Below are 23,769 nucleotides of genomic sequence, written 5' to 3'. Positions count from 1 at the left end.
ACGGTTTTCGCTGTCCAGCCTCCATCGCCTGTCCGTGACGTCGTGGAAGGAAATGTCATGACTACAACCGAGAAACACGCGTTCCCCATGGCCCGTACGTGCCCGTTCGCGCCGCCACCGGCGTACGAAGAGATCCGTGAAGGAGAGCAGGTCTCGCGGGTCCGTCTGCCCGACGGCGGATGGGCCTGGGTGATCAGCCGCCACGACGACGTGCGAACCGTGTTGAACGACCGGAGGTTCAGCGCCGACCGGCAGCATCCGGACTTCCCAGCGCTGGTCGAGGGCGAGGCGGCGTCCCGGCGGCCGGACGAGGAGCGCTTCCTGATCTCGATGGACGCGCCCGAGCACGGGCCGGCGCGCAAGGCCGTACTGGGCGAGTTCACGGTGCGCCGGCTGGAGGCGCTGCGTCCGCGAATCCAGGAGATCGTCGACGGGCGGATCGACGCGCTCCTGGCCGGGCCGCGGCCCGGTGACCTGGTGGACTCGCTGTCGCTGCCGGTTCCGTCACTGGTGATCTGCGAGATGCTGGGCGTGCCGTACGCCGACCATGAGTTCTTCCAGGAGCACACGGTGGCGGTGATCAAGCAGTCGACGCCGCCCGAGGAGCGGTGGGCGTCCATGAGTGCCATCCAGGGCTACATGGCCGACCTCGTCGCGGAGAAGGAAAAGAACCCAACGGACGACCTGCTCGGGCGCCAGATCGTCAAGCTGCGCGCGGACGGCGCCTACCGGCGGACGGCACTGGCCCGCATGGGCTTGCTGCTGCTCGTGGCCGGCCACGAGACGACGGCGAACATGATCTCGCTGTCGACCGTGGCGTTCCTGCGCAACCCGGAGCAGCTCGCGATGATCAAGTCCGACCCGGGCAAGACGCTCAACGCGGTCGAGGAGATGCTGCGGTACTTCACGATCATCGACGTGGCGGCGGCCCGGCTGTGCGTCGAGGACATCGAGGTCGGCGGGCAGCTGATCCGCGCCGGAGAAGGAGTGCTGGCACTCGGCCATTCGGCCAACCGGGACCCGCGAGCGTTCGAGAACCCGGACAAGCTCGACATCGAACGCGGCGCGCGCCACCACGTCGCGTTCGGGTTCGGGCCGCACCAGTGCCTGGGCCAGAACTTGGCTCGGATGGAGCTACAGATCGTGTTCGACACGCTGTTCCGCCGCGTCCCCACGCTGGAGCTGGCGGTGGATGTCGACGAGCTGCCGTTCAAGGACGACGCGAACATCTATGGCCTGTACCAGCTCCCGGTGACCTGGTAGCGCATCCCCACCCCGGGAGGAGAAGGCCATGAAAATCATCGCGGACACCGGCAAGTGCGTCGGTGCCGGACAGTGCGTGCTCACTGAGCCCGCGCTGTTCGACCAGAGCGAGGACGACGCCACCATCATCGTGCTGAACGAGACACCGGACGGCGAACTGGCCGAGAAGGCCCGCCAAGCGGTGCACCTGTGCCCTAGCCAGGCCATCTCACTCGAAGAGTGAGTGGATGGCCGCACAGCCTGAAAGGCCTTTGTCAGCGGAACGCGGCCGCCGCCTTGAGGAAGGTGTCGTTGGCCTCTGGGTCTCCGATGGATACCCGGGCTCCCTCTCCCGCGAACGGCCGGACGGCCACGCCCTCGATCCCACAAGCGGAGGCGAACTCCATCGTCCGCTCCCCCAACCGCAGCCACACGAAGTTCGCCTCGGTGGGCGGCACTTCCCATCCCTGGGCGATGAGCGCCTCCCGCACCCGCGTACGTTCCTTGACCACCACATCCACCCTGGCCAGCAGTTCGTCCTCCGCCTCCAGCGAGGCGAGGGCGGCGATCTGGGCGAGGCTGTTGACGGCGAAGGGGATGGTGACCTTGCGTACGGCCGCGGCCACCGGCTCATGTCCGATCAGGTAGCCGACCCGCAGCCCGGCCAGGCCGTACGCCTTGGAGAAGGTGCGCAGCACGCAGACGTTGGGCCGCTCTCGGTAGATGTCGAGCCCGTCGGGGACGTCCTCGTCGCGCACGTACTCGCGGTACGCCTCGTCCAGAACCACGAGCACGTTCGAGGGCACCCGGTCCAGGAACGCCGTGAGCCGGGCCCGTCCGATGGGCACGCCGGTCGGGTTGTTCGGGGTGCAGACGAAGATCATCCGAGTCCGGTCGGTGATGGCGTCGGCCATGGCGTCCAGGTCGTGTTCCTCGTTCACCAGCGGCACCCGTACCGAGACCGCTCCGGCGAGGTCGGCCAGCAGCGGATAGGCCTCGAACGAACGCCAGGCGTAGATCACCTCGGCGCCGGGTTCGCTCACGGTCTCGAACAGCTGCTGCGCCACGGTCACCGAGCCGGGCCCGAGCGCCACGTGCTCGGCCGGCACGCCGAAGCGCCCGGCGAGCGCCTCGGTCAGCCGTACCGACGCGGGGTCGGGGTAGCGGTTGATCTGCCGCGCGCCTTCCGCGATCGCCTCGACGACCGAAGGCAGCGGGTCATAGGGGGATTCGTTCGAGGACAGCTTGTGGGACCGGCCGTCGGCGCTGACGACGGCCTTGCCCGCCTTGTACGCGGGCATGGTGTCCAGAATGGCGCGGAAACGAGGCATGGCCACACTGTAATCCCCGGTCCGCGCCTCTTGCGCTACGCCTGCCCGTCTCCTAAGTTATGGGCCATAACTAAGGTTAGCCTTACCTATAGGAGTGAGCGGTGCGGACTGGTGGGCGGACAGCCACGTTCAGCCACGAGGACGTGGTCGCCGCGGGCGTGCGCATCGGGCTGCACGAGCTGACGGTCCAGGCGGTCGCGGAGGCGCTCGGCGTCACCCCCACCGCCGTCTACCGGCACGTGCCGAGCCGCGCGGCGCTGGAGACCCTGGTCGGCGAGGCCATCCTGAACGAGCTCACGCTCCACGACGACCCGGAGCGCCCCACCGCCGCGCATCTGGTGGCGTTCGGCCGCCAGTTGCGGCGGTTCACGCTCGCCCACCCGGGCACCGCCCAGTACCTGCAGCGGCTGTTCCCACGCGGCCCGTCCGGCGTCCGGCTGCTCGAAACGCAGATCAGAGCCCTGGCCGGGCGCGGGTACGCCCCCGCCGCCGCCACCGTCCTCAGCTCCGCCGTAGCCACGGTCACCATCGGGATCGTCGCGGCCGAACAGGCCCAGGACGCCCAAGCCCGGCTCGACCCTCCCGGCACCGAGGAGAACACCCGCGAGGCCCTGACCGCGATGGCCGGTTCGCCGCTGGTGCGGGCCGCCTCCCTGGGCATCCCCGCCCACACCGCCGACGACCACTTCGAGCTGGTCCTGACCTCGCTCGCCGAAGGGCTGGTGGCCAAGCTCCCACCCGGGCGCGACGTGGCCGACCTCGCCGCCGCACTACGAGAGGAACACTGAGATGGCCCGCGGCTACGGCGGGGTGGTGATGAAGGCGTTCGGCGCCGACGAGCACACGCTCACCGTCGTGTCGTACACCGACATCACCCCGCACTTCCGGCGCATCACCTTCCACGCGCCGACGCTGTTCGACGGCCCGCCTATCGAGCCGGCGAGCTGGGTACGCATGTGGGCCCCCGACCCGGAGCGCCGGGGCCGCGAGCACCAGCGCGGCTACACCCTGGTCGCCCCCGACGCCGACACGTGCGAGGTCAGCCTGGAGTTCGTCCTGCACGAGCCGGCCGGCCCCGCCTGCGTCTGGGCACGCGAGGTGAAGGTCGGCGACACCGTGCAGGTGAGCCGGTGGTCCTCCGGCCAGTTCACCGCGCCCACGCCGGAGCCCGACGGCTACCTCCTGATCGGCGACGCGGCCGCGCTGCCCGGGATCAACGCGATCCTGGCGGCGGTGCCCGAGACGACCCCGGTCGAGGTCATCCTGGAGCGCTTCCACGACGACGACCTGGACATCCCGCTCACCGCCCACCCCCGCGCCCGGGTCACGTGGGTGCCGGCGACCGGCGACGACTCCGTGCTCGCCCGCGCCGTGGAGGATCGCGACTGGTCCGACTGGTACGCGTGGGTGACCGCCGAGTCGGCCGCCACCAAGCGCGTGCGCGAGCGGCTGAAGGAGCTCGGCTTCCCGAAGGCCGAGGTGAAGTCGCGGGCGTACTGGATCAAGGGCAAGGCCATGGGCGTGGACCGCCCCACCGAGAGCGAGGAGCGGCCGCAGACGCCGCCCACCCCCAAGCAGACCGGGCAGTGGCGTTCGCGGGCCGGCGCCCGGCTGCTGGCACCGCTGAAGTCGCGGCTCATGCTGGCCGGTGTCTTCCAGGCCGTCGTCTCGCTGCTGCAGCTCGCGCCGTACCTCATCCTGGCCGAGCTCTGCCGCCGCCTGCTGGCCGGCGGCGCCGTGGCCGCGGGCGTGACGGAGCTCGGGCTGCTCGCGGTGGTACTGCTCGGCGTGGGCACGACGCTGGCCGGCCTGCTGGTGCTGGCCATGCACGCGCTCGACGCCGGGTTCGGCCACCACGTCAGGGCGAGCGTGGTGCGCAAGCTCGCACGGGTGCCGCTCGGCTGGTTCACCGACCGCACCTCCGGCAAGATCAAGCAGGCCGTGCAGGACGACGCGGCCACCGTGCACTACCTGGTCACGCACGCGGTGCTCGACATCGTGGCGGCGGTGGTCACGCCACTGGCCGTGCTGGGCTACCTGTTCTCCGTCTCGGCGGGGCTGGCCGCGATCCTGCTGGTGCCGCTGGTCTTCTACGGCGTCCTGACCGGGCGCATGGTGGCGGCCTCCAGCGCGGCGCTGCCCCGGTTCTCGGTCTGGGAGACGCGGGTCGCCTCGGAGGCGGTCGCGTACGTGGACGGGCTGGCCGTCGTGCGCGCCTACGACGCCGGACCCGCCGGCGGCTTCCGCGCCACGCTGGAGGAGCGAGCCCGCTTCCTCGACGCGTGGCAGCGCCCGCTCGGCGGCCGCAAGACCGTGGTCGACCTGGTCACGCGGCCGCTGACCTCGCTGCTGCTGATCATCGTGACCGGCGGCCTGATGGTGGCCGGCGGGGTGCTGAGCGCCGCGGATCTGCTGCCGTTCCTGCTGCTGGGGGTCACGTTCGGGGCACAGCTCCTCGCCGCGGGGTACGGGCTCGGCTCGGCCCGCGAGGGCCTCGGCGCCGCCCAGCGGATCGGACTGCTCCTCGACGAGCCCGAACTCCCGGAACCCGACGTGCCCCGGCCCCTCCCTGCCGGCGAAGGACGCCCGGTGCGCTTCTCCGGCGTCTCGTTCGGCTACACCCCGGAGCACGAGGTCCTGTCCGGCATCGACCTCGAACTGCGGCCGGGCACCGTCACCGCCCTCGTCGGCCCGAGCGGCGCCGGGAAGTCCACGCTCGCCGCGCTGCTGGCCCGCTTCCACGACGTCACGGCCGGCCGTATCACCATCGACGGCGTCGACCTGCGCGAACTCCCTCTGACCGACCTGTACCGGACGGTCGGCTTCGTCTTCCAGGACGTCGCGCTGATCCGCGGCAGCGTCCACGACAACATCGCGCTCGCCCGTCCCGACGCCACCCGCGAGGAGGTGGAGCGGGTGGCCCGCGCCGCCCAGATCCACGAGCGGATCGCCCGGCTGCCCGGCGGGTACGACACCGTGCTCGGCGACGAGGCCCGGCTGTCCGGCGGCGAGGCGCAGCGCCTCACGATCGCGCGGGCGCTGCTGGCCGACCCGGGCGTGCTGGTGCTCGACGAGGCCACCGCCTACGCCGACCCGGAGTCGGAGCACCAGGTTCAGGAGGCGCTGAGTCACCTGGTGGCCGGCCGTACCGTGCTGGTGATCGCGCACCGGCTGCACACCGTGGCCGGCGCCGACACCATCGTCGTGCTGGACGGCGGGCGGATCGTCCAGCAGGGCGCCCACGCGCGCCTCGTCGCAGAACCCGGCCTCTACCGCGAGCTGTGGCAGGCCACGTCCATCATCGAGCAGCCGAAGGCCTCCGCATGATCCTCCAGACCCTCCGCCTGGCCGGCGACCGCGGCGCCGCCGTGCGCTACGCCTGCCTGCTCACGCTGAGCACCCTCCTGCGGGCGGGCGCCATGCTGAGCCTGGTGCCTCTGCTGTCGGCCCTCTTCTCCGCGGCCCCCGCCGGCGCGCTCCCGTGGATCGCCGTCCTGGCCGCGCTCGTGGCCGCCGGATGGGCCAGCGACTACGCCGTCACCGGGGCCGGTTTCGCCATCGGCTTCGGCCTGCTCAACAACCTGGAAACGCAGATCGTGGACCGGCTCCAGCGCATCCCGCTGGGCTGGTTCACCAGCGAGCGCCGCTCCGGCGCGCAGCGCGCCCTCACCTCCTCGGGCCGCGAACTCTGCCAGGGCATCACGCACCTGCTCACCCCGACCGTCAACGCCCTCGCCCTGCCGGCGCTGATCGGGGCCGGGCTGCTGTTCGTCGCGTGGCCGCTGGGCCTGGTCGCGCTGGCCGCCGTCCCGCTGCTGCTGGGAGCGCTGTGGCTGAGCGGGCGCTGGCTGCGCGCCGCCGACTCCTCCTATGACGCCGCCTCCGGTGAGCTCGCTCAGCGCATCATCGAGCTGGCGCAGTCACAACCGGCATTGCGTACGGCCGGCCGTACCGGCGTGGAAGGCACCGCGATCGGACGGGCACTCACCCGCCAGCGCAAGGCCGCACTGCGGCTGATCGGGCTGGGCATCCCCGGCCAGCTGGTCTTCGGATTCGCCACGCAGGCGGCGCTCCTGGGGCTGGCCGCCACCGCCGTCACCCTGGGCGTCTCCGGCGAGCTGAACGCGGCCGAGGTGGTCGCGGTGATCATCGTCATCGTCCGGTTCATCGAACCGTTCACGACGCTGGCCGATCTGTCCCCCGCGTTGCAGAACATGCGCGGCACCCTCACCCGCGTCCACGCCATCCTCGACGCCCCCGCCCTGGACCCACTCCAGGGCGACGCCGAGATCCTGCCCCGCCACGACGCCGCCGCCCTGGAGCTGCGCGACATCCACTTCGGCTACGAGCCGGGCCACGACACGATCGCCGGCGTCTCCTTCACCGTCGAACGCGGCACCACCACCGCGGTGGTCGGCCCCTCCGGCGCCGGCAAGAGCACCCTGCTGGCGCTGATCGCCCGCTTCCACGACGTGGGCGCCGGCTCCGTCCACGTCCGCGGGCACGACGTCCGCCACTACGACCCCGCCGTCCTGATGGGCCAGCTCGGCATCGTCTTCCAGGACGTGTACCTGTTCGACGCGAGCCTGTACGACAACGTCCGCCTCGGCAACCCCGCCGCCACCGAGGACGAGATCCGCGCCGCCGCCACCGCCGCCCAGCTCGACGAGGTCATCGCCCGCCTCCCGGACGGCTGGGAAACCCGCGTGGGCGAACGCGGCACCTCCCTGTCCGGCGGCGAACGCCAGCGCGTCAGCATCGCCCGCGCCCTGCTCAAGAACGCGCCCCTGCTCCTGCTCGACGAGGCAACCGCCGCGCTCGACACCAACAACGAACGCGCCATCATCGGCGCCCTGGAATCCACCGGCCGGGACCGGGCCACGCTCATCATCGCCCACCGCCTCAGCACCATCGCCCGCGCCGACCAGATCGTGTTCCTGGAGGACGGCCGCGTGGTGGAGTCAGGCGCCCTGCCCGAACTCCTCGCCCTGGACGGCCGCTTCGCCGGCTACTGGCGGCAACGCGAACAGGCGGCCGGCTGGACCCTCGTCCCCCGCTAGAGCAAGGCGAGCATCCGCTCCGCCTGGGTTTCCGCGCGGGTGCGCAGCAGCCAGACCAGCGCGTCGGCCAGAGCGCCCTCGACCGCTTCGTCCACCGCCGAGCCGGCGACCCGGGACATCACCACGCTCGGCGGTGCGCCGTCCAGATCGGCGCTCACCGGCGCGGGCGCCAGCCCCGGCGCGTACCGATCGAGCAACCCCGGTGCCCGCCACTCCCGCTCCGGCTGCCCATGCTCGACGGACCTGTAGCGCTTGACGACCACGCCAGGTCCCATCTCGATCGTGTGCGTACTCCTCACGGCAGCCTGGCCCGCACGATCTCCCCCAGCGGAACGTCCGCCACCTTCCGCCACTCCTTGGGCCGCCGCCGCCCGACACGCAGCTCGACCCGCTCCTCTGCGACCTCGTCCACAGCGCCGATGGCGGCTTCCAGGATCTGGTGGGCCCGGTGCCTGTTGGCCCGGTGGGGGATGCGCTTGTTGCGGCGGATGTTCTTGCGAGAACTCTTGTCATTCTCTCCGTAAGCGTTGCGGCGGTCCTTGGCGTAGCTCAGAAGCTTCTTCTCCTGCGGCGTCCTCTGCCTCATACACCGTCCTTCCCGACCAAGACGATACCGGGGTCCATCTGCTTTGGTTCGGCTAGAGCTTTTGCCAGGTCAAGCAGCGCTCCCAGGTGAAGACCGACAGTCAAGCAGCGGCCACTTCTTATTCGACTCGATTCGATAGTCGTGTTCCGTGGGCGTCGCTCTCGCGAGTGCAGGGTATTCCACCGTCGGACAAGGGCCCATAGCCAGCACGCAAGGAAAGGAATTCCGTCATGACCTCGGTTAACCTGACGCATCTCTCATGTCTTCGCACAGAGGACAGCGAGGAGGACGAAGTGTACATCAAGGTAAACGGCTCGCGCGCATGGCCGAACTCCGGCGTGGTCCCGATTTCACCAGGACACACGGTCACGGTCTCCAAGAGCTTCACCCTTAATCAGGACACCATGACCATTGAACTGTTCGACGAGGACAACGAACCCATCGATCCGGACGACAGCCTCGGAACGCACACGGTCAGAGCATCCGAGCAAGGCCAGGGCCAGCGAGAGGCGAAATTCAACGGCTCCGGCAGCCAGTACTCGCTCTTCTACACCGTCACATAGATGCGGCCGATACATTCGGTCCTGTGGTGACGGAGTTGTCGCGAGTGAGTCCGGTCTGCGCCTGGCGCCGGCGGGACACCCACGAACTCACTCGTGCCCCTGCCATCAACCACCACCGCACCCTTGCCATCGGCCTGGCCCGCCTGATCGCTTGGACCAGCATCGCCACCGCCACCGCACGAGCGGACTCCAGCAACCGGTCTCGGCTCACCTCTTGACCGCCCAAAGCCGACCCCGGTTTCACCGTAGAGCCTGGACCAGAAGGTGATCTGCAGCCGGCGAAGCTCTTCAAGATCGAGAGCATGCGTACTCTCGGGCGGAAACGGGTCCGCATCTGTCTCACATGCTACCTAGGCATTAGGTAGGCGATCCGCCCTCCGGGACAGCTCATCCACAATCCTCATGCCAGCCCGCCGTACGACAGCCTCGTTACACCAGTATTTCAGCGCCTCACCCTCGCACACGGCCGTTGACTATGGAGGCCGTGGTCAACTGACGCGACAGAGAGTCTTCCCTGATCAGGTCGAAGTGACCGAGGTCGGTCAGCTCGAACGAGATGCGCGGCTCGTGCCGGACGGCGTCCCGGATCGAGGGAAGATGCTCCTCGTACGGCGCGGATAGCACGACCCGAACCTCGTCGGAAATGCCGGCGACCGCGACCAGGCGTTCGCCGATCTGTGTGTAGCCGTCGGGGTTCCAGTACTCGAGCATGTCCCGCGACAGCTGCCACAACTGGGTGAAATCCTTGCGCGAGACCTTGAGAACGTACGCGCAAAGCGTCCTGAGCAGTTCGAGGTCCGTCGAGAGGTTGATCAACTTCTTGAAGACGACGAGGGGATTGGCGGGATCCGCTTCGGCGAACAACTTCGAGATGGTCATCGTCGATTGATTCACGTTCGGGTCGAGCAGAAGCGCCGCGGTAATGCGCGGCGCGGGCTGGGCGCTGAGCCGCCACTGCTCGGCAAGGCGCAGCACTATATCGGCCCCTAGAGAAAAGCCGATCAGGACTATCCCTTTTCCGGGATTCTTCGCGCTGAGCTCGCAGATCAGCTCGGATACCATCCGGACATGGTCCGACAATGATACCGGTCCGACCGGAACAGAACTCTTGGCATTGAATCCCAGCAGCGTTATCGCGATGCCGTGATACTCGCCATGCATGGAAAGATAGTCACGGTAGTCGTCAGCGTCCAGGCCGAGTCCATGCAGGAAGACGACCATGCATGCCGCGGACGAAGAGGTCTCAATGTAGGACAGGCGATGCGCCGATAGATCCTTTGGTTCGATTCTCATCGTCGCTTCCAAGCCGTCAATAAGGAGCCTGCAGTCTTTTGACTACAGTACGGTCGAGTTAGATCACTATGGACAGCGAGAACGCCCCCTGGCTTAATAGGCTACACGGCATAACTCCACTCGGCAGCCCGTACTTGAAGTAGGTGCGCGTGAACAGAGAGATGACGGAGTTCACCGCGAAAGAATGGATTTGGGACCATGCGTTCACCCGGAATCGTGTTGGGCGTATTGGCGCCGAACTGGAGTGGCTTGTCGTTCGCACAGACGCCTCCGAGGCACGCGTGGGAGCCGCGGAGGTCGCCGCGATTATGGACAGCCCCATGCCAGGGTTGGGATATGTCTCTTTCGAAGCTGGTGGCCAGGTGGAGCTCAGCACGGCTCCTGCTGGCTCCCTTACCGCCTGCCTCGATGCCACAGCCCGTGACGTTGAGTTCCTCCGGAGCGCCGCCGCCCATTCCGGGTTGAGTCTTGTGGGGCGGGGACTGGACGATCGGCCCGCGGCCCGCGTGGTCGACACGCCGCGCTACGCCGAGTTGGAGCAGAGTTACAACCGGTACGGACCACACGGCCGCATCATGATGTGCAACAGCGCGTCCGTTCAGGTAAACGTAGACGCCGGTGACGCGTCACTGGGCTGGCGAGGATGGCGGCGCAGGTGGTGGCTGGCCAACTGCCTTGGGCCTGTCTTCACCGCGATGTTCGCCAACTCACCCGTCGACAGCGGAGCTTCGGGGTATTGCGGGCGGCAGCTTCTGCGGTTTCGAACCGATCCGACCCGCACGGATCCGCTGCCGCTCACGGGTGACCCGCGGACCCGGTGGACGGACTATGTGCTTGACGCCCGGGTGGTCGGTGTAGCCGAACCCTCGGCCGATCTCACCCTGCGGGGCTGGCTGCGCGGGTCGGGGCCGAGGCCCGTCTTCCTATCGGACCTGCGCAGACATCTCAAGTCGGTGATCCCTCCTGTACGGCCGCGCGGCTACCTTGAGCTGAGGATGATCGACGCCCAGGCCGGCGACAACTGGGTGGTGCCGATGGTCATGGTGAGCGCGCTGCTGGATGACGCGCGGGCTTCGGAGAGGGCTGCCGAGATCGTCGAGTCCATGCTCTGGCCCGTGCGGAAAGACGACTGGGTGACCGCCGCTCACGACGCGATGGACGACCCTCGCCTCGCGGGAGCCGCCCTGCAGTGCATGGCCGCCGCGATCGGGGCAATGGAGCGGCTGTCTGTACCCGCTTGGGCGCGTTCGGTCATGCACCAGTTCGCCGACGTCTACACCTTCCGCGCGAGGTCTCCGGCCGCCGAGCACAACTTAGGAGGAATACCGTGTCCGACGAGCGGCGAACTCAGTTCGGCCTTACGCTGACGGCGATCCAGCGCCATCGGCAGGGCCACCACGGATGGTCGGCACTCCACCGGGCATTCGGGCGCCTGCTCTCCGCCGGAGATCCTGCCTTCTGCCGCCTGTTGGACACCGCGTGGGCCGCCCGGCCGGGCATCAGCGATGCCCATCTCATCACCCTGCTGAGCGCCGCCGTACGAGGCGTCTGCCTGCGCGATGGCGGGACAGAGGCGTGGTCCGGCTTGGAAGAACTCCGCGATCTCGTCGAACGGAACGAGGCGGCACTGGCACGGGATATCTGCGGACGGTCGAACTCGTTCACCGGCGCCCGGCGCTTCCTAGCGCCCCAACTGATCATCGGGGGTCACGCCGCTCAGCACGGCCTGGACGAGGTACGCCTTCTCGACCTCGGCACCGGAGTCGGAATCTTGCCTCGCCAGCTCAATAACCGCACGGTCTACGACAGGTTCGCCAAGGATCTGAGCTGGGAGCCCTGGACCCCCGCGTATTGGACCATCCCTCTGACCGCGCGCTGCGGCGTCGACGCGTATCCCCTGCCCACCCTGGAATGGGTGTACGCGTGCCACGGACCGTCCTCGTACTACAAGGACCGGTTCGAGGAGCTGATGTGGTCGTTCGAGCAGACCGCCGACGTCGCTGAGGATGTCGTCATCCGCGAGCTCGACATCCTCGATCTGCCGAGGCTCGCAGCGTTCATTCGCGAGCACACGTTCAACGTCATCACCTGCAATTTCGTGCTCTTTCAGTACGGCAGGCAGTTCCAGAAGGCGGTTGAGGACTGCGTTATGAGCAGCATCGCCGAGCCAGGCCTGTTCCTCACCATGAATCCCAGTCAGGCGCTCCTGAGCCCGGGATGCCGGATACGCGGCAGACTCGCCGGCGGGCGGACCGAACTGCGCCTGGCGGATGCGAGCGATGCCCACCTTCTAGGCACGATCACCGTTGGGCCCGACCTCACGACCATCATCGGAGAAGGGCGGGAGAACTCAGGTGGATGACTCCCCCAGAAAGCTCCTGGATCTCCTGGCGCGACACCGCGTATTGGTCACAGCAGTGGGCGGCACCATAGGTCTATTTATCGGCATTTATAGCGACGATGCCCGCAAGGCAATCGAGTGGATATGGGTGCACATGACAACCGCGTCACTCGCGGCGCCGGTTCTCGCCATCGTGGTCCTTTTGGCCGCCACCTGGCAGGTGCGCGGCCTGGTGGAGCGGCGCAGGGCCCGGAATCGCGCAATTCTCAGCCAGTCTTTTGACATCCGCATGGAGGATTTCGAGGACGACCTTCCTGATGACGAGACCGTAATAGGACGAGAGCTGCGCTACCTTGAGCGCGTCACCCATTCCAAGAACCTGGTGGTACTTCTGCCCGGTCTCGGGCTCGACGCGAACGACTTCCGACCGTATATGAACATCGCTCGCGAACACACAGCGGCGCTCACCCTCTTCGGTTTCAACGCCGACGAAACCCGCGACGAGCGATACCGGCCGGTGGGTCTCACTACGCACGTGGAGCTGATCAACGGCGCCCTGAACAATCTCCGCAGGAAATACCCGCACAAGAAGATGATTCTTGCCGGATTCTCGACGGGCGCGGACATGATCATCCGGCTGGGTGAATTCTGGCAGGACCACGCGACCCGCAATCCGGAAGTATGCGCGCTACTACTGCTGGACCCGAACATCAATCACTCAACGATGATCGTCTCCGGCGCCTTCGCCACGATGAACCCGGCGAGCCCTTTGGCAGAGCTCAAAGAGGTCGCGAGAATCCCCAAGAACCTGATCGAGTTCCAGAACATGTCGGAATACCTTCACAAGATAAGTAAGAAGAATCTGGCACACATTCAGCGCCATGCAGAGGATTGGTGGAACTATTGGGAAGACGACGGGAAGTACGACCTGTTCTTCAAGCGCGTCGCCCAGCTCCACACCGTGTGCCCGAAGATCAGAGTGCTGTTCTCCGACCACTACGGCCACCATTTCAACGAGATCTTCGCCCGAGCCCGGCGCAAGCACATCGGCCACATCCTGGGGCTGTGCAGGAACGACCACTTCGAACTGCTGAACGACAGGGTCGTCGCCGACGAGGTAGCCAAGGTGCTGGCCGCGGGAGACCGCGCCTCGGCACTGACGAAGACGTAGGGAGGGGCTTGTACGCGGGCGACCCCAAACTCCAGAGTTGCCTTGTTCTGCCTGCGCTGCCTATGCCTTTCGCCTCCGCCCCGAGGAAGGGCGCCTTCGCGGCGAAGTGGGCAACGGGTGGGCCGGGAAGAACGCCTGAGCGAAGCGAAGTCCTTCAGGGGTCGGGCCCCCGGCCCGACTGGAGAAACGCGGGAGCGAAGCGACCACCTTGCCTTTAGGAGCGCAGCATCGGGGGATGAAGGAGTTCGGCTGGGCCGCGTTTGTAGAGTTTGGCCGGGCGGCCGCCGTCCCGGGTAGTGGTGGCGCCGGTTTCCAGCAGGAAGCCCTCCGCCTTGGTGACCTTTCTGTGGAAGTTGCGGGGGTCCAGGAGTCTGCCCCACACGATCTCGTACACCCGCCTCAGGTCCGCCACCGTGAACTCCGGTGGGCAGAAGGCCGCTCCCAGCGACGTGTACTCCAGTTTCGCCCGTGCCCGTTCGATCGCGTCCAGCATGATGCGTCTGTGGTCGAAGGCCATCACGGTCAGTTCGGCCGCCGGGATCCACGCCATGTGCGCCTTCTCCGACGCGGGCAGGTCGGGCGCCAGGCCGAGATAGGCCACGCTCAGCACACGCTGTCTCGGGTCCCGGTCCGGGTAGCCGTACGTCTGCAGTTGCTCCAGGTGCACGGGCGCGCCCGGCAGGCCGGCGCGTTCGGCCAGGATCCGGCGGGCCGCGTCCGGCAGGTCCTCGTCCAGTTGGATGAAGCCGCCCGAAAGCGACCATCGCCGGAGAAAGGGTGGGTTGTCCCGGCGCCAGACCAGCGCGCTCAATGCCTGGCAGCGCACCGTGAGCACGACCAGGTCCACGCTCACCGGGACGCTCGGCACCATGCTCCGCACGTTACACGCTGATCCGGACCCGAAGCGGTTCCGTCGCCGCCTGTCCGGAGGGGAGCTTCACCCCGATGCGGATCCATTCCCCGGGCGGCACCTGCGACCAGTCGAAGGGTACCCACGCGGTCTGCAGGCCTTCGGCGAGGCTGGGGTCCTGGGGGACCTTGTCCAGCCAGCCCACGCCCGCGATGTCGAGGTCCTTGGTGCCACCGCTCCACTCGACGGTGACGCTACCGCCTTCGAGGTTGTAGCCGCGTACCTCCATGCCGTCCTGGATGTCGCGGTTGCGGCGGATGGCGTCGACGACGATGGGGCGGGCGTAATCCTTGATGATCTCCTTCTCCAGGGAAGGGTCGCCGCAGGTCATGTAGTCGCTCCACATGTAGGAGACGACCTTCTGCACGTAGCGGCCGGCCATGGTCACGGCCTGGTCGAGGCGCTTCTTGTCGGTCTTGCCGCGGGTGCCCTGCGGGGTGCAGGGCTGGTCGCCGGAGGGTTCGAAGGCTTCGACGTTGGCCCAGAGGTCCACTTTGAAGCCTTCGGCGAGCATCTGCTCGCGGGCGATGGACATCTCGCGGTAGTAGTCGCGGGTGGAGCCGTGGTAGGTGTCGCCGTACGTGCTCTCGCCCACGAGCGGCCGCAGGCGGGGGTCGACCTCGTCGCCGCGCTGGTCGGGCCAGAAGAGGCCGACCTTGCCGGTGCCCCGGCTGTCCTGCGGCGCGATGATGCCGACGCCGGTCCTGGCCAGCGCCTTGAACGCCTCGGCGACCTGCAACGGTGTCTGGCCGAATCCGACCCGCTTTCTGGCGTCCAGGTAAGGGCTGATCAGGATGGGCTTGTCGGGAAGCTCCTGTTCGACGATGTCATGCTGGTCGGCGTACACCTGGAGTGTGGGGTTGCTGGTCAGTGTGGCGCCCATCTGCACTTCGAAGGGCTGGTAGACGCCGCCGAGCGCGGCGCGGCCCTCGAAGCGGGCGCCGTAGTCCTGCAGGATGCGGCGGGTGAGCGTGGTCAGGGCGCCGATATGGGCGGGGTTGGCCCTGGTCGGGGTCTTCTGGTCGCGCGGGGCCAGCGGCAGCGCGGGGAAGACGCGCACGCCGAACTGGTCGCCCAGCTTGAGGAGCTGGGTGAGGCTGTCCTCCGCCGACGCGGCGACGAGGATCAGGTCGTACTTGCCGGGCTCGTCGAAGTTGCAGCTCGCGTCGTCGGAGGCGCCGCCCATGGGCGCGATGAGGCGGAAGTAGACGCGCTTGCCGACCTTGATGGTCCGTTCCACGTCGGTGCAGCGGAAAATGCTCGTGCTGTACGACTCGTCGGTCCGGTAGACGAAGGTCCTGGCTATGCGGTTGCCCGGGTTGAACTTCTTGAGGTCGTCGTCCGCGGCCTGCCGGCAGGTCCTGCCGTTCTCGACGCAGTCGGCGTAGAGGTCGTCGACCTGGTTGTTGTCGCGGCGCAGGATGCGGCCCTGGTCGTCGATCGGCCGGTACTGCATGCCGTACCCGATCCTGATGACGGTGTCGCCGCCGACCCGGTGGATCTCCTGGAACTGGTGGCGCCAGGTGCACGGGTTCGACTTCGGCATGATCCAGTAGCCGGTGACGGCGTAGGTGTACTTCTCGTCGGTGTCGAAGGTTCCGCACGGGTCGCTGAACTCGGAGACCTGGGGCGTCGGCTGTTCCTTGGTGGGGCTCGCGACCGGCTTGCTGCTGGTCTTGATCGGTTTCTCCGAGGAGGAGGGCAGCACGATGACCACGGCCGCTACCGCGGCGAGGACCGCTACGCCCAGGAGGACGAGGAGCCAGCGCACGTTCAGGAACCTACCGCCCTCGTGATGTGCCGGAAATAAACAGCCAGAGCTACTTCTTCACCCCGGCCCACGCCTCAAGCTGGGCCACGAACCGCTTGGCGGAGTTCGGCCAGTGGTGGTTGGCGCGGGCGGCCGCGTAGCCGCGGGCGCCCTGGCCCTGCCGTTCGCGCACGTCGTCGCGGAGCGTCAGCACCGCCTGGGCCACGGCCTTGGGGTCCTGCCACGGCACGACGACGCCGCTGTCGTATCGCTCCACCAGTTCCACCGCGCGCGGCGACGGGGTGGTGATCACGGGGATGCCGTGCGCCATGTACTCCACGATCTTCGTCGGCATGGAGTGGCGGTAGTTGGGCTCGTCGTGGAGCAGCGAGAGCCCGGCCAGCGCCCCGTCGAGCCGCTTGAGCGCCTCGTCGTTGGGCATGAAGTCGCGCCATTCGAGCACGCCTTCCGCCACGGCCTCGTTGAGCATGGGACGGCTCTGCGGGTCGGCGTAGCCGATCAGCTCGACCGCCACCTTGTACGGCTGCAGGATGCGGGCCACCTCGACGGCCTCGCGTACGCCGCGTGCCCACGACAGCCAGCCGAGGTAGACGACCCGGTCGTCGCCGGGGGCGGTGACGGTGTCGGGCACCCACGTCTCGTTGGGCACGATCAGGTGGGCGTGCTTGAACCGGCCCGCGTACGCGGTCTCGGCCAGCAGCAGGTGAAGGTGACGCTCCGCCGTACCCTCGAGGAGTCTGGCGAAGAAGCGGACCGGCGGGCGCAGGAACGACGGCAGCCAGTGCTTGAGGGAGAGCGTCGCCGGCGTGTCCTCGTGCACGTCCCAGACCACGGGCGGGCGCTTGCGCACGCCCCAGACCGCGAAGAGCAGTTCGGGGTCGTGGATCAGCACCAGGTCGACCTTGGCCCGCATCCGCTTGAACAGCTTGCGGGCGGCCAGCACGGCCGAGATCCGTTTGCGCTCGGCGGCGCGCGGCAGGTCGACGCTGTTCACCCAGGAGCGGGGAACGACTCCGCGCGCCGTGTACGGCGCGGCGTACGTGACCTCATGACCGGCATCGACGAGCGCACGGATCTGCCGGTGCAGGATCCTGGCGTCCTCGGGGTGATGCACCACCGTCATGACGAGCACGTGCACTGCGCGCAGCCTCCGTCGCTACAGCCGCTCGACGCGTTCACCCTCGGTGAGCACACCGCGGGTGTCCAGCACGAGCCGGGCCTTCTCCTCGATCATCCCGAGGTCGAAAGCGGCGTGCTTCTGCAGCAGCAGGGTCACGTCCGCCTCCACTACGGCCTGGGCCAGATCCTCCTCACGCGGCACCGGAGTGCCGTCCACGAGCCATTCCTTGACGTGCGGGTCGACGTAGGAGAGGTCTGCGCCCAGTTCCAGCAGGGCCCTCGCCACCGGCAGGGCCGGCGTCTCCCGCTCGTCGGCGATGTCTTCCTTGTAGGTCACACCAAGCATGACGACCTTGGCGCCGTTCACGGCCTTCTTATGCCGATTCAGCAGGCGTTGCGCGCGGGCCACCACGTAGGACGGCATCCGCTCGTTGATCTCCTGGGCCAGCTCGACGAACCGGAAGGGGTAGCCGAGCTTGCGTACCGTGTACGAAAGGTAGGACGGGTCGACGGGGATGCAGTGCCCGCCGACGCCCGGTCCCGGCAGGAACTTCTGGAACCCGAACGGCTTGGTGGCCGCCGCCTCGATGGCTTCCCAGAGGTTGATGCCGAGTTCGTCGCAGAAGATCGCCATCTCGTTGACGAGGGCGATGTTGACGTGCCGGTAGGTGTTCTCGAGCAGCTTGGCCATCTCGGCCTCGCGGGTGCCGCTGACGGGCACGACCTGCTCGATGAACTGCGCGTAGAACGCGGCGGCGCGGTCGCGGCACGGCGTGGTGTAGCCGCCGACGACCTTCGGGGTGTTCCGCAGGCCGAACTTGGGGTTGCCCGGGTCGATGCGCTCGGGCGAGAAGGCCAGGTGGAAGTCCTGACCGGCGATGAGACCCGAGGTTTCGAGCAGCGGGCGGGCGACGTTGTCGGTGGTGCCCGGGTAGGTCGTGGACTCGAGCACGACGAGCGTGCCCTTGGTGAGGTTGCGCGCGACCGTGCCGGTGGCGCCTTCGACCGCGGACAGGTCCGGGCGGTGGTCCTCGTCCAGCGGGGTGGGCACGCAGATGACGATGGTGTTGCTCTTGGCCAGCACGGACTCGTCGAGCGTGGCGCTGAAGCCGTTGTCCAGCATGTGCTCGAGATCGGCGTCCGTCAGGTCATCGATGTAGGACTGACCGGCGTTGAGCGCGTCGACCTTGCGGGGGTCGACGTCGACGCCGACGACCCGCAGTCCAGCCGCCACGGCCTCCTTGGCCAGTGGCATGCCGACGTATCCCAGGCCGATGACAGCCAAGTCGATTTCTGTCACAGCTGTACCTTGGCGAGCCGGAAACAACACTTCATGGTCGCAAAGGTTATCTCAAGTCCACTCAGCTCACGCCTAATGCGAGCGAACCCGTCGCAACCGGCAGGCAAATCCCGGGTCATCGTTCGTCTAGGGATCGGTAGAGCGTTCGATAAGTCTCGGCAACGCGGCTCCAGGTCCGCTTGGCGGCCACTTCAGCCCGTCCCGCCTCACCCATCTCAGCACGTCTGGCGGGGTCCTCACGGAGCGCGGCCAGCGCCTTGGCGAGCTCTTCCGGGTCTCCGGGCGGCACGAGCAGACCGGCGCCGTCCGAGCCGACAAGCTCGGACAGAGCGGGCAAATCGCTGAGTACGACGGGCTTCCCGAGCGCCATCGCCTCGACGGGTTTCAATGGCGTAACGAGTCGGCAAACCCGCAGGTCCTCCCGCGGGCAGACGAAGATGTCGATCGCCGCCTGAGCTTTCAGCGCTTCTTCAGGATCGACCCGTCCGGGCAGGATCGCGCTGTCCAGGCGCAGCTCCTTGACCAGTTCGAGGAGGTTCTCCCGCTCGCTGCCGTCGCCGACGATCAGCGCGCGCACCGGAGTGCCCTGGTCGCGCAGGTACGCCGCCGCCCGCAGCAGGGTGGCGAAGCCCTCATAACCGACGATGCTGGAGACCGAGCCGACCACGATCTCGCCGTCGGCGATCCCCATGTCCCGGCGGAACGCGCCGCCGTCGTAGGAGACGTTCAGCAGTGAGTCGTCCACGGCGTTGGGCGCCAGGTAGATGTTCTCCCGCGGCACTCCACGCTCGACGATCTCGGTGGCCATCGTCTCGGCGAGCGTGACGACCGCATCGGCCTCGCGCATGAGGAACGCCTCGCGCTCGCGCTGCAGCACCGCGCGCTGGCTCCCGGTACGCACGTCGGGGTCACGCGAGACCCAGGTCTCCTCCAGGAACCCGCGTACCTCGTAGACGAAGGGCGTACCCGTCCGCTGACGTACGGCGTGGGCCACCGAGCCGTTGCGATGGTCGGTCGCCGCGTGCAGAACCTGGGGCCGCAACTTTTCGACCAGCCGGGTCACCTCGTCGGCGCCCCTGATGATCCGCCCGGTCGTCTCGAAGGGCATCTCGCCGCGCCCGTCCGGCAGAAGCCGGTAATACGGGATGCCGTCGACCTCGTCGAACGGCGTCGCGTCCGCGTGCCCCTGCAGCATCGGCCAGCCCCAGCTGGTCACGACGTGCGGGTCGAGCCCGGCGGCCTTCTGCGCGGTGACGATGCGGTGGGTACGCACGGTGTAGCCGGCCTGCGTGTACGGCAGGGCGTTGGTGACGCAGTGCAGCACCCGCCCGGCGACCCGCTCCCCGATCGTCACGGCCGGCTTCGGCGGGATCGGATCGGGGCTGATCGCGGCCAGCTCGCCCCGGTAGTAGGCGGCCCTGCGCTTGACGAAGGGGTATTTGACGTGGGGATCGAGCACCAGGGCGGCTTCGGTGATCCGGCCGGCCTCCCAGTGCGCCTTTGCCTCGTTCCACGGGGCCTGGACCGCGCGCATGCTGATCTTCCGCACCGCCCAGCGCACCTTGCGCGCGGCGGGCCAGGCGACCTTGCCCACGATGGGACGCAGCACCGGCGGAAGCGCGTCCGCGGCGGCCTGGGCGACCCGCACCGGATCCGATTTCACCTTCGTCACGACGACGCGGGAGACGATGATCGGGTGCTGGACGAAGCCCTTGAGTAGTCCGCTGACGCCCGCACGGGCCGACTTGGCGGAAACCTTGCGTCTGGCGTCGGATACCACGCGGTGACCGTACCATAGGCAACGTTTTTCCCTGTTTCGCAATGAAAGGCGAGGTCAATGAGGGAGAACCCCCTGGTCCTTCACGTTCTGGGCGCCCGGCCCAACTTCGTGAAGGCCGCCCCGGTGGTCCGAGCACTCGGCGAACTCGGTGTGCGTCAGGGCATCATCCATACAGGTCAGCACTACGACGAGTTGATGTCGGACGTCTTCTTCCGCGACCTCGCGCTGCCCGACCCGCTCGCGAACCTGGCCGTCGGCTCCGGCACCCACGCCAAGCAGACCGCGGCGCTCCTGATCGGCCTCGAAGAGGTCTTCACCGAGCACGATCCCGACCTGGTCGTGGTCTACGGCGACGTCAACTCCACGCTGGCCGCGATCCTGGTGGCGGCCAAGCTCGGCATCAGTACCGCGCACGTCGAGGCGGGCCTGCGCTCGTTCGACCGCGGCATGCCGGAGGAGGTCAACAGGATCGTCACCGACTCGCTGTCGGACCTGCTGTTCACCACCTCGCCGGACGCGCTGCAGTTCCTCGCGCGCGAGGGCGTCGCGCCGGAGAAGGTGCATTTCGTCGGCAACCCGATGATCGACAGCCTTTTCTCCGCGCTGCCCAGGCTGGACCCCGCGCCGATCGTGGCGCGGCTCGGTCTGCCGGAGCGCTACGCCGTGGCCACGCTGCACCGCCCGGCCAACGTCGACAGCCCGGCCGCCGCCAAGGAACTGGTCGACTCCGTGTTGTCCGTGGCCGAGCGCATCCCGCTCGTCGTGCCGATCCACCCGCGCGGGCGTACCCGGCTGGCCGAGGCCGGTCTCGTGGACGGCCCGGCGGTCAAGGTCGTGGACCCGCTCGGCTACGTCGAGTTCCTCTCGCTGGTACGCGGGGCCGCGCTGGTCGTGACCGACTCGGGCGGCGTGCAGGAGGAGACGACCATGCTCGGCGTCCCGTGCCTGACCGTGCGGCCCAACACCGAGCGCCCGGTCACCATCACCCACGGCACCAACCGCCTGGTCACCCCGGCCTCGCTGCCGGCCGCCGCGGACAAGGCGCTGGCCGACGGCGCGGCGACGCCCGCGGGCGAGCTGCCGCCCCTGTGGGACGGCGCCGCCGGCCCGCGGATCGCCCGGGTCGTGGCCGCGTGGCTCAAGGGGGACAACCTGTCTCCGGCCGCGCAGGGCACTCGGGGCGAATAACCCCACAAACCCGGACAAGGGGTACGGCGCAGCCGTACCATCGACTGACCCCGCGAAGCGATAGGCGAGCACCATGGCCGAAACCCCAGAAGAGCCGACCTACCAGCGGCTCGGTCCCGTCAACTGGCTCCCGGAGGAGCGCAAGCTCATCGAGCGCTACGAGGCCGACATCAGGGAGCTGCGGCGACGGCTGGAGATCGCCGAGGCCAAGGCCGCCTACGCCGGATGGAAGCTGGAGGCCACGCAGGCCAAGCGGACGTTCAAGCTGGGCGAGGCCCTCGGCGCCAAGAGCCCGGGGCAGATCATCAAGGCCGTCCGCTCGCACGACAAGGCGCCCAAGGCGCCCGAGCAGGCGGTGACCGAGATCATCGAGCAGGCGGGCAAGCGCCCGCCGCTGGTCGACGTGCCCGCGATCAAGTGGCCGGCGGGCCCGGTGAACCGCCCCGACCTGCGCGTGGCCGTGATCCTGGACGACTTCTCCCGGATGGCCTTCCGCTACGAGTGGGACCAGATCGAGTTCGGACTCAAGGACTGGCCGGAGATCTTCGCCGAGAAGCGGCCCGACCTGCTGTTCTGCGAGTCGGCCTGGCACGGCAACCAGGGCCGCTGGCGCTACCAGATGACCGGCACCAACGCTCCCAAGGACCCGCTGCGGGACCTGGTGGCCTGGTGCAAGCAGGAGGGCATCCCCACGGTCTTCTGGAACAAGGAGGACCCGCCGAACTTCGACTTCTTCATCGACACGGCCAAGCTGTTCGACTACGTGTTCACCTGCGACGGCGACATGCTGCCGAAATATCGGGAAACACTGGGACACGACCGGGTGGACGTGCTGCAGTTCGCCGCCCAGCCCCGCGTGCACAACCCGATCCAGCAGAAGCAGGGCCGCCTGCACGACGTGGTCTTCGCCGGCATGTACTTCCGCGACAAGCACCCCGAGCGCCGCGAGCAGATGGAGACCGTCCTCGACCCGGTACGCGAGCTGGGCCTGCACATCTTCGCCCGCAACGGCGAGGTGGACGAGAAGTACGCCTGGCCGGAGAAGTACCGCCCGCACATCGTCGGCGAACTCCCCTACGACCAGATGCTGGCCGCGTACCGCATGTACAAGGTCTTCCTCAACGTCAACTCCGTGCTCGACTCCCCGACCATGTGCGCGCGCCGCGTCTTCGAGCTGTCGGCCTGCTCCACCCCGGTCGTCACCGGCTGGTCACGCGCGATCGAGGAGACGTTCGGCGAGCTGATCCCGATCGCCCGCGAGCCGATCGAGTCCTACAACCAGGTGCTGCACCTCATCAACAGCCCCGAGCTGCGCGCCCGCATGGGCCACCTGGCCATGCGGGAGGTGTTCGACAAGCACCTGTTCTCCCACCGCGTCGACCAGCTGCTGCGGCTGCTGGGCCGCCCGGTCAGCGCCCGGGAGCGCTCGATTTCGGTCGTGCTGCCCACCAACCGCGCCTCGCAGATCGAGCACGCGATCTCCTCGGTGGCCAAGCAGATCCACCGCCCGCTGCAGCTCGTGATGGTGCTGCACGGCCTCGACATCGACCCCGTCGTCGTGGCCGACAAGGCGCGCATGGCGGGCATCAGTGACGTGACCGTGCTGCCGGCCGCCGCTGAGCTGTCGCTCGGCGCGTGCATGAACCTCGGCATCGCGGCCGCCGAGGGCGAGCTGATCGCCAAGATGGACGACGACAACCTGTACGGCGAGCACTACCTGTCCGACCTGGCCCGCGCCTTCGACTACACCGACGCCCAGCTCGTCGGCAAGGGCGCGCACTACAGCTACTTCGAGGGCTCCAACACCACGATGCTCCGCCTGCCCGGCCTGGAGCACCGCTACTCCTTCCTCGTCCAGGGCGGCACGTTCCTGGGCAAGGCCGAGATGTTCCGCGCCTACCCCTTCGCCGACATCACCCGCGGCGAGGACACCCACCTGGTCCGCCGCCTGAAGGAGGACGGCGTCAAGATCTACTCGGCCGACCGCTTCAACTTCGTCTACTGGCGCAGCGCCGACGCCAGCATGCACACCTGGCAGGCCGACCACATCAAGCTGACCCGCAACGCCCAGTTCTCCTTCGTCGGCCACCCCGGCCCGCACGTGCTCATCTGAG

20 protein-coding genes are annotated in these 23,769 nt (G+C 68.2%); 11 read left to right on the top strand and 9 right to left on the bottom strand.

Annotated elements, in window-relative coordinates; all coding sequences use genetic code 11:
• Positions 1 to 57 precede the first annotated feature (57 nt).
• Positions 58 to 1,263 (top strand): cytochrome P450, encoded by a 1,206-nt coding sequence (locus ACIBI5_RS15910; RefSeq protein ID WP_397247316.1) that lies wholly within the window; start codon positions 58 to 60, stop codon positions 1,261 to 1,263.
• Between the two features lie 28 nt (positions 1,264 to 1,291).
• Positions 1,292 to 1,486 carry a ferredoxin gene (locus tag ACIBI5_RS15905; protein ID WP_397247314.1) on the top strand — a complete coding sequence of 65 codons (195 nt, stop codon included), beginning with the start codon at positions 1,292 to 1,294 and terminating at the stop codon, positions 1,484 to 1,486.
• Positions 1,487 to 1,517: 31 nt separating this feature from the next.
• Here the strand turns inward: ACIBI5_RS15905 and hisC are convergent, their stop codons facing one another.
• Entirely contained in the window at positions 1,518 to 2,573 is a 1,056-nt protein-coding gene (gene hisC / locus ACIBI5_RS15900) for a histidinol-phosphate transaminase (protein ID WP_397247312.1), read from the bottom strand.
• A 101-nt stretch (positions 2,574 to 2,674) separates the two neighbouring features.
• Here hisC and ACIBI5_RS15895 point away from each other — a divergent pair, with 101 nt between their 5' ends.
• The 3 genes from ACIBI5_RS15895 to ACIBI5_RS15885 are packed head-to-tail and all read left to right on the top strand — an operon-like array spanning position 2,675 to position 7,633.
• Positions 2,675 to 3,361, top strand: coding sequence for a TetR/AcrR family transcriptional regulator (locus ACIBI5_RS15895; protein WP_397247310.1), 687 nt, complete (start codon positions 2,675 to 2,677; stop codon positions 3,359 to 3,361).
• Position 3,362: 1 nt separating this feature from the next.
• Positions 3,363 to 5,900 (top strand): ABC transporter ATP-binding protein/permease, encoded by a 2,538-nt coding sequence (locus ACIBI5_RS15890; RefSeq protein WP_397247308.1) that lies wholly within the window; start codon positions 3,363 to 3,365, stop codon positions 5,898 to 5,900.
• Positions 5,897 to 7,633 carry an ABC transporter ATP-binding protein gene (locus ACIBI5_RS15885; protein WP_397247306.1) on the top strand — a complete coding sequence of 579 codons (1,737 nt, stop codon included), beginning with the start codon at positions 5,897 to 5,899 and terminating at the stop codon, positions 7,631 to 7,633. The genes ACIBI5_RS15890 and ACIBI5_RS15885 overlap by 4 nt, the downstream gene beginning before the upstream one ends.
• Here ACIBI5_RS15885 and ACIBI5_RS15880 read toward each other — a convergent pair.
• Both ACIBI5_RS15880 and ACIBI5_RS15875 read right to left on the bottom strand, forming a co-directional pair.
• Complete coding sequence (locus tag ACIBI5_RS15880) at positions 7,630 to 7,932, bottom strand: hypothetical protein (RefSeq protein ID WP_397247304.1); 303 nt, start codon at positions 7,930 to 7,932, stop codon at positions 7,630 to 7,632. The genes ACIBI5_RS15885 and ACIBI5_RS15880 overlap by 4 nt on opposite strands.
• Positions 7,929 to 8,219, bottom strand: coding sequence for a hypothetical protein (locus tag ACIBI5_RS15875; protein ID WP_397247302.1), 291 nt, complete (start codon positions 8,217 to 8,219; stop codon positions 7,929 to 7,931). The genes ACIBI5_RS15880 and ACIBI5_RS15875 overlap by 4 nt, the downstream gene beginning before the upstream one ends.
• A 293-nt stretch (positions 8,220 to 8,512) precedes the next feature.
• Here ACIBI5_RS15875 and ACIBI5_RS15870 point away from each other — a divergent pair, with 293 nt between their 5' ends.
• Positions 8,513 to 8,782: a hypothetical protein gene (locus tag ACIBI5_RS15870; protein WP_397247300.1), complete on the top strand. Its 270-nt coding sequence runs from the start codon at positions 8,513 to 8,515 to the stop codon at positions 8,780 to 8,782.
• A 450-nt stretch (positions 8,783 to 9,232) separates the two neighbouring features.
• Here ACIBI5_RS15870 and ACIBI5_RS15865 read toward each other — a convergent pair whose 3' ends face one another.
• Positions 9,233 to 10,075: an alpha/beta fold hydrolase gene (locus ACIBI5_RS15865; protein WP_397247298.1), complete on the bottom strand. Its 843-nt coding sequence runs from the start codon at positions 10,073 to 10,075 to the stop codon at positions 9,233 to 9,235.
• Positions 10,076 to 10,224: 149 nt separating this feature from the next.
• Between ACIBI5_RS15865 and ACIBI5_RS15860 the strand changes: the two genes are divergently transcribed.
• The 3 genes from ACIBI5_RS15860 to ACIBI5_RS15850 are packed head-to-tail and all read left to right on the top strand — an operon-like array spanning position 10,225 to position 13,587.
• Positions 10,225 to 11,442 carry a glutamate-cysteine ligase family protein gene (locus tag ACIBI5_RS15860; protein WP_397247296.1) on the top strand — a complete coding sequence of 406 codons (1,218 nt, stop codon included), beginning with the start codon at positions 10,225 to 10,227 and terminating at the stop codon, positions 11,440 to 11,442.
• Positions 11,403 to 12,437, top strand: a complete 1,035-nt coding sequence (locus ACIBI5_RS15855) for a hypothetical protein (protein ID WP_397247294.1) — start codon at positions 11,403 to 11,405, stop codon at positions 12,435 to 12,437. The genes ACIBI5_RS15860 and ACIBI5_RS15855 overlap by 40 nt, the downstream gene beginning before the upstream one ends.
• Positions 12,430 to 13,587 carry a hypothetical protein gene (locus ACIBI5_RS15850; RefSeq protein WP_397247292.1) on the top strand — a complete coding sequence of 386 codons (1,158 nt, stop codon included), beginning with the start codon at positions 12,430 to 12,432 and terminating at the stop codon, positions 13,585 to 13,587. The genes ACIBI5_RS15855 and ACIBI5_RS15850 overlap by 8 nt, the downstream gene beginning before the upstream one ends.
• A gap of 214 nt (positions 13,588 to 13,801) precedes the next feature.
• On the opposite strand, the gene ACIBI5_RS15845 is transcribed toward ACIBI5_RS15850, so the two are convergent.
• From ACIBI5_RS15845 to ACIBI5_RS15825, 5 genes are all read right to left on the bottom strand, one after another.
• Positions 13,802 to 14,458 (bottom strand): NUDIX hydrolase, encoded by a 657-nt coding sequence (locus ACIBI5_RS15845; protein WP_397247290.1) that lies wholly within the window; start codon positions 14,456 to 14,458, stop codon positions 13,802 to 13,804.
• 10 nt (positions 14,459 to 14,468) lie between these two features.
• Complete coding sequence (locus ACIBI5_RS15840) at positions 14,469 to 16,268, bottom strand: DUF4434 domain-containing protein (RefSeq protein WP_397247288.1); 1,800 nt, start codon at positions 16,266 to 16,268, stop codon at positions 14,469 to 14,471.
• Positions 16,269 to 16,317: 49 nt separating this feature from the next.
• The gene (locus ACIBI5_RS15835; RefSeq protein WP_379611201.1) at positions 16,318 to 17,406 is read right to left on the bottom strand and encodes a glycosyltransferase; all 1,089 of its coding nucleotides are present in this window, start codon (positions 17,404 to 17,406) and stop codon (positions 16,318 to 16,320) included.
• Positions 17,407 to 17,424: 18 nt separating this feature from the next.
• Positions 17,425 to 18,687: a nucleotide sugar dehydrogenase gene (locus ACIBI5_RS15830; RefSeq protein ID WP_379611199.1), complete on the bottom strand. Its 1,263-nt coding sequence runs from the start codon at positions 18,685 to 18,687 to the stop codon at positions 17,425 to 17,427.
• 115 nt (positions 18,688 to 18,802) lie between these two features.
• The gene (locus ACIBI5_RS15825; protein WP_397247286.1) at positions 18,803 to 20,467 is read right to left on the bottom strand and encodes a glycosyltransferase family 4 protein; all 1,665 of its coding nucleotides are present in this window, start codon (positions 20,465 to 20,467) and stop codon (positions 18,803 to 18,805) included.
• A 57-nt stretch (positions 20,468 to 20,524) separates the two neighbouring features.
• On the opposite strand from ACIBI5_RS15825, the gene wecB reads away from it, so the two are divergent.
• The gene (gene wecB / locus ACIBI5_RS15820) at positions 20,525 to 21,655 is read left to right on the top strand and encodes a non-hydrolyzing UDP-N-acetylglucosamine 2-epimerase (RefSeq protein WP_397247284.1); all 1,131 of its coding nucleotides are present in this window, start codon (positions 20,525 to 20,527) and stop codon (positions 21,653 to 21,655) included.
• Between the two features lie 73 nt (positions 21,656 to 21,728).
• Entirely contained in the window at positions 21,729 to 23,768 is a 2,040-nt protein-coding gene (locus tag ACIBI5_RS15815) for a glycosyltransferase (RefSeq protein WP_397247282.1), read from the top strand.
• Position 23,769 lies beyond the last annotated feature (1 nt).

It is taken from the genome of Nonomuraea sp. NPDC050540, assembly GCF_044457485.1.
Lineage (GTDB): Bacteria > Actinomycetota > Actinomycetes > Streptosporangiales > Streptosporangiaceae > Nonomuraea.
Note: the sequence above shows the minus strand (reverse complement) of the source record. Positions and strands in the feature narration are given on the sequence as shown.

Bases quoted from the DNA above. Each gene is read 5' to 3' on its own strand.
- ACIBI5_RS15910 (WP_397247316.1), top strand. From the start codon at position 58: ATGACTACAACCGAGAAACACGCGTTCCCCATGGCCCGTACGTGCCCG.
- ACIBI5_RS15905 (WP_397247314.1), top strand. From the start codon at position 1,292: ATGAAAATCATCGCGGACACCGGCAAGTGCGTCGGTGCCGGACAGTGC.
- hisC (WP_397247312.1), bottom strand. From the start codon at position 2,573: ATGCCTCGTTTCCGCGCCATTCTGGACACCATGCCCGCGTACAAGGCG.
- ACIBI5_RS15890 (WP_397247308.1), top strand. From the start codon at position 3,363: ATGGCCCGCGGCTACGGCGGGGTGGTGATGAAGGCGTTCGGCGCCGAC.
- ACIBI5_RS15885 (WP_397247306.1), top strand. From the start codon at position 5,897: ATGATCCTCCAGACCCTCCGCCTGGCCGGCGACCGCGGCGCCGCCGTG.
- ACIBI5_RS15875 (WP_397247302.1), bottom strand. From the start codon at position 8,219: ATGAGGCAGAGGACGCCGCAGGAGAAGAAGCTTCTGAGCTACGCCAAG.
- ACIBI5_RS15865 (WP_397247298.1), bottom strand. From the start codon at position 10,075: ATGAGAATCGAACCAAAGGATCTATCGGCGCATCGCCTGTCCTACATT.
- ACIBI5_RS15845 (WP_397247290.1), bottom strand. From the start codon at position 14,458: ATGGTGCCGAGCGTCCCGGTGAGCGTGGACCTGGTCGTGCTCACGGTG.
- wecB (WP_397247284.1), top strand. From the start codon at position 20,525: ATGAGGGAGAACCCCCTGGTCCTTCACGTTCTGGGCGCCCGGCCCAAC.
- ACIBI5_RS15815 (WP_397247282.1), top strand. From the start codon at position 21,729: ATGGCCGAAACCCCAGAAGAGCCGACCTACCAGCGGCTCGGTCCCGTC.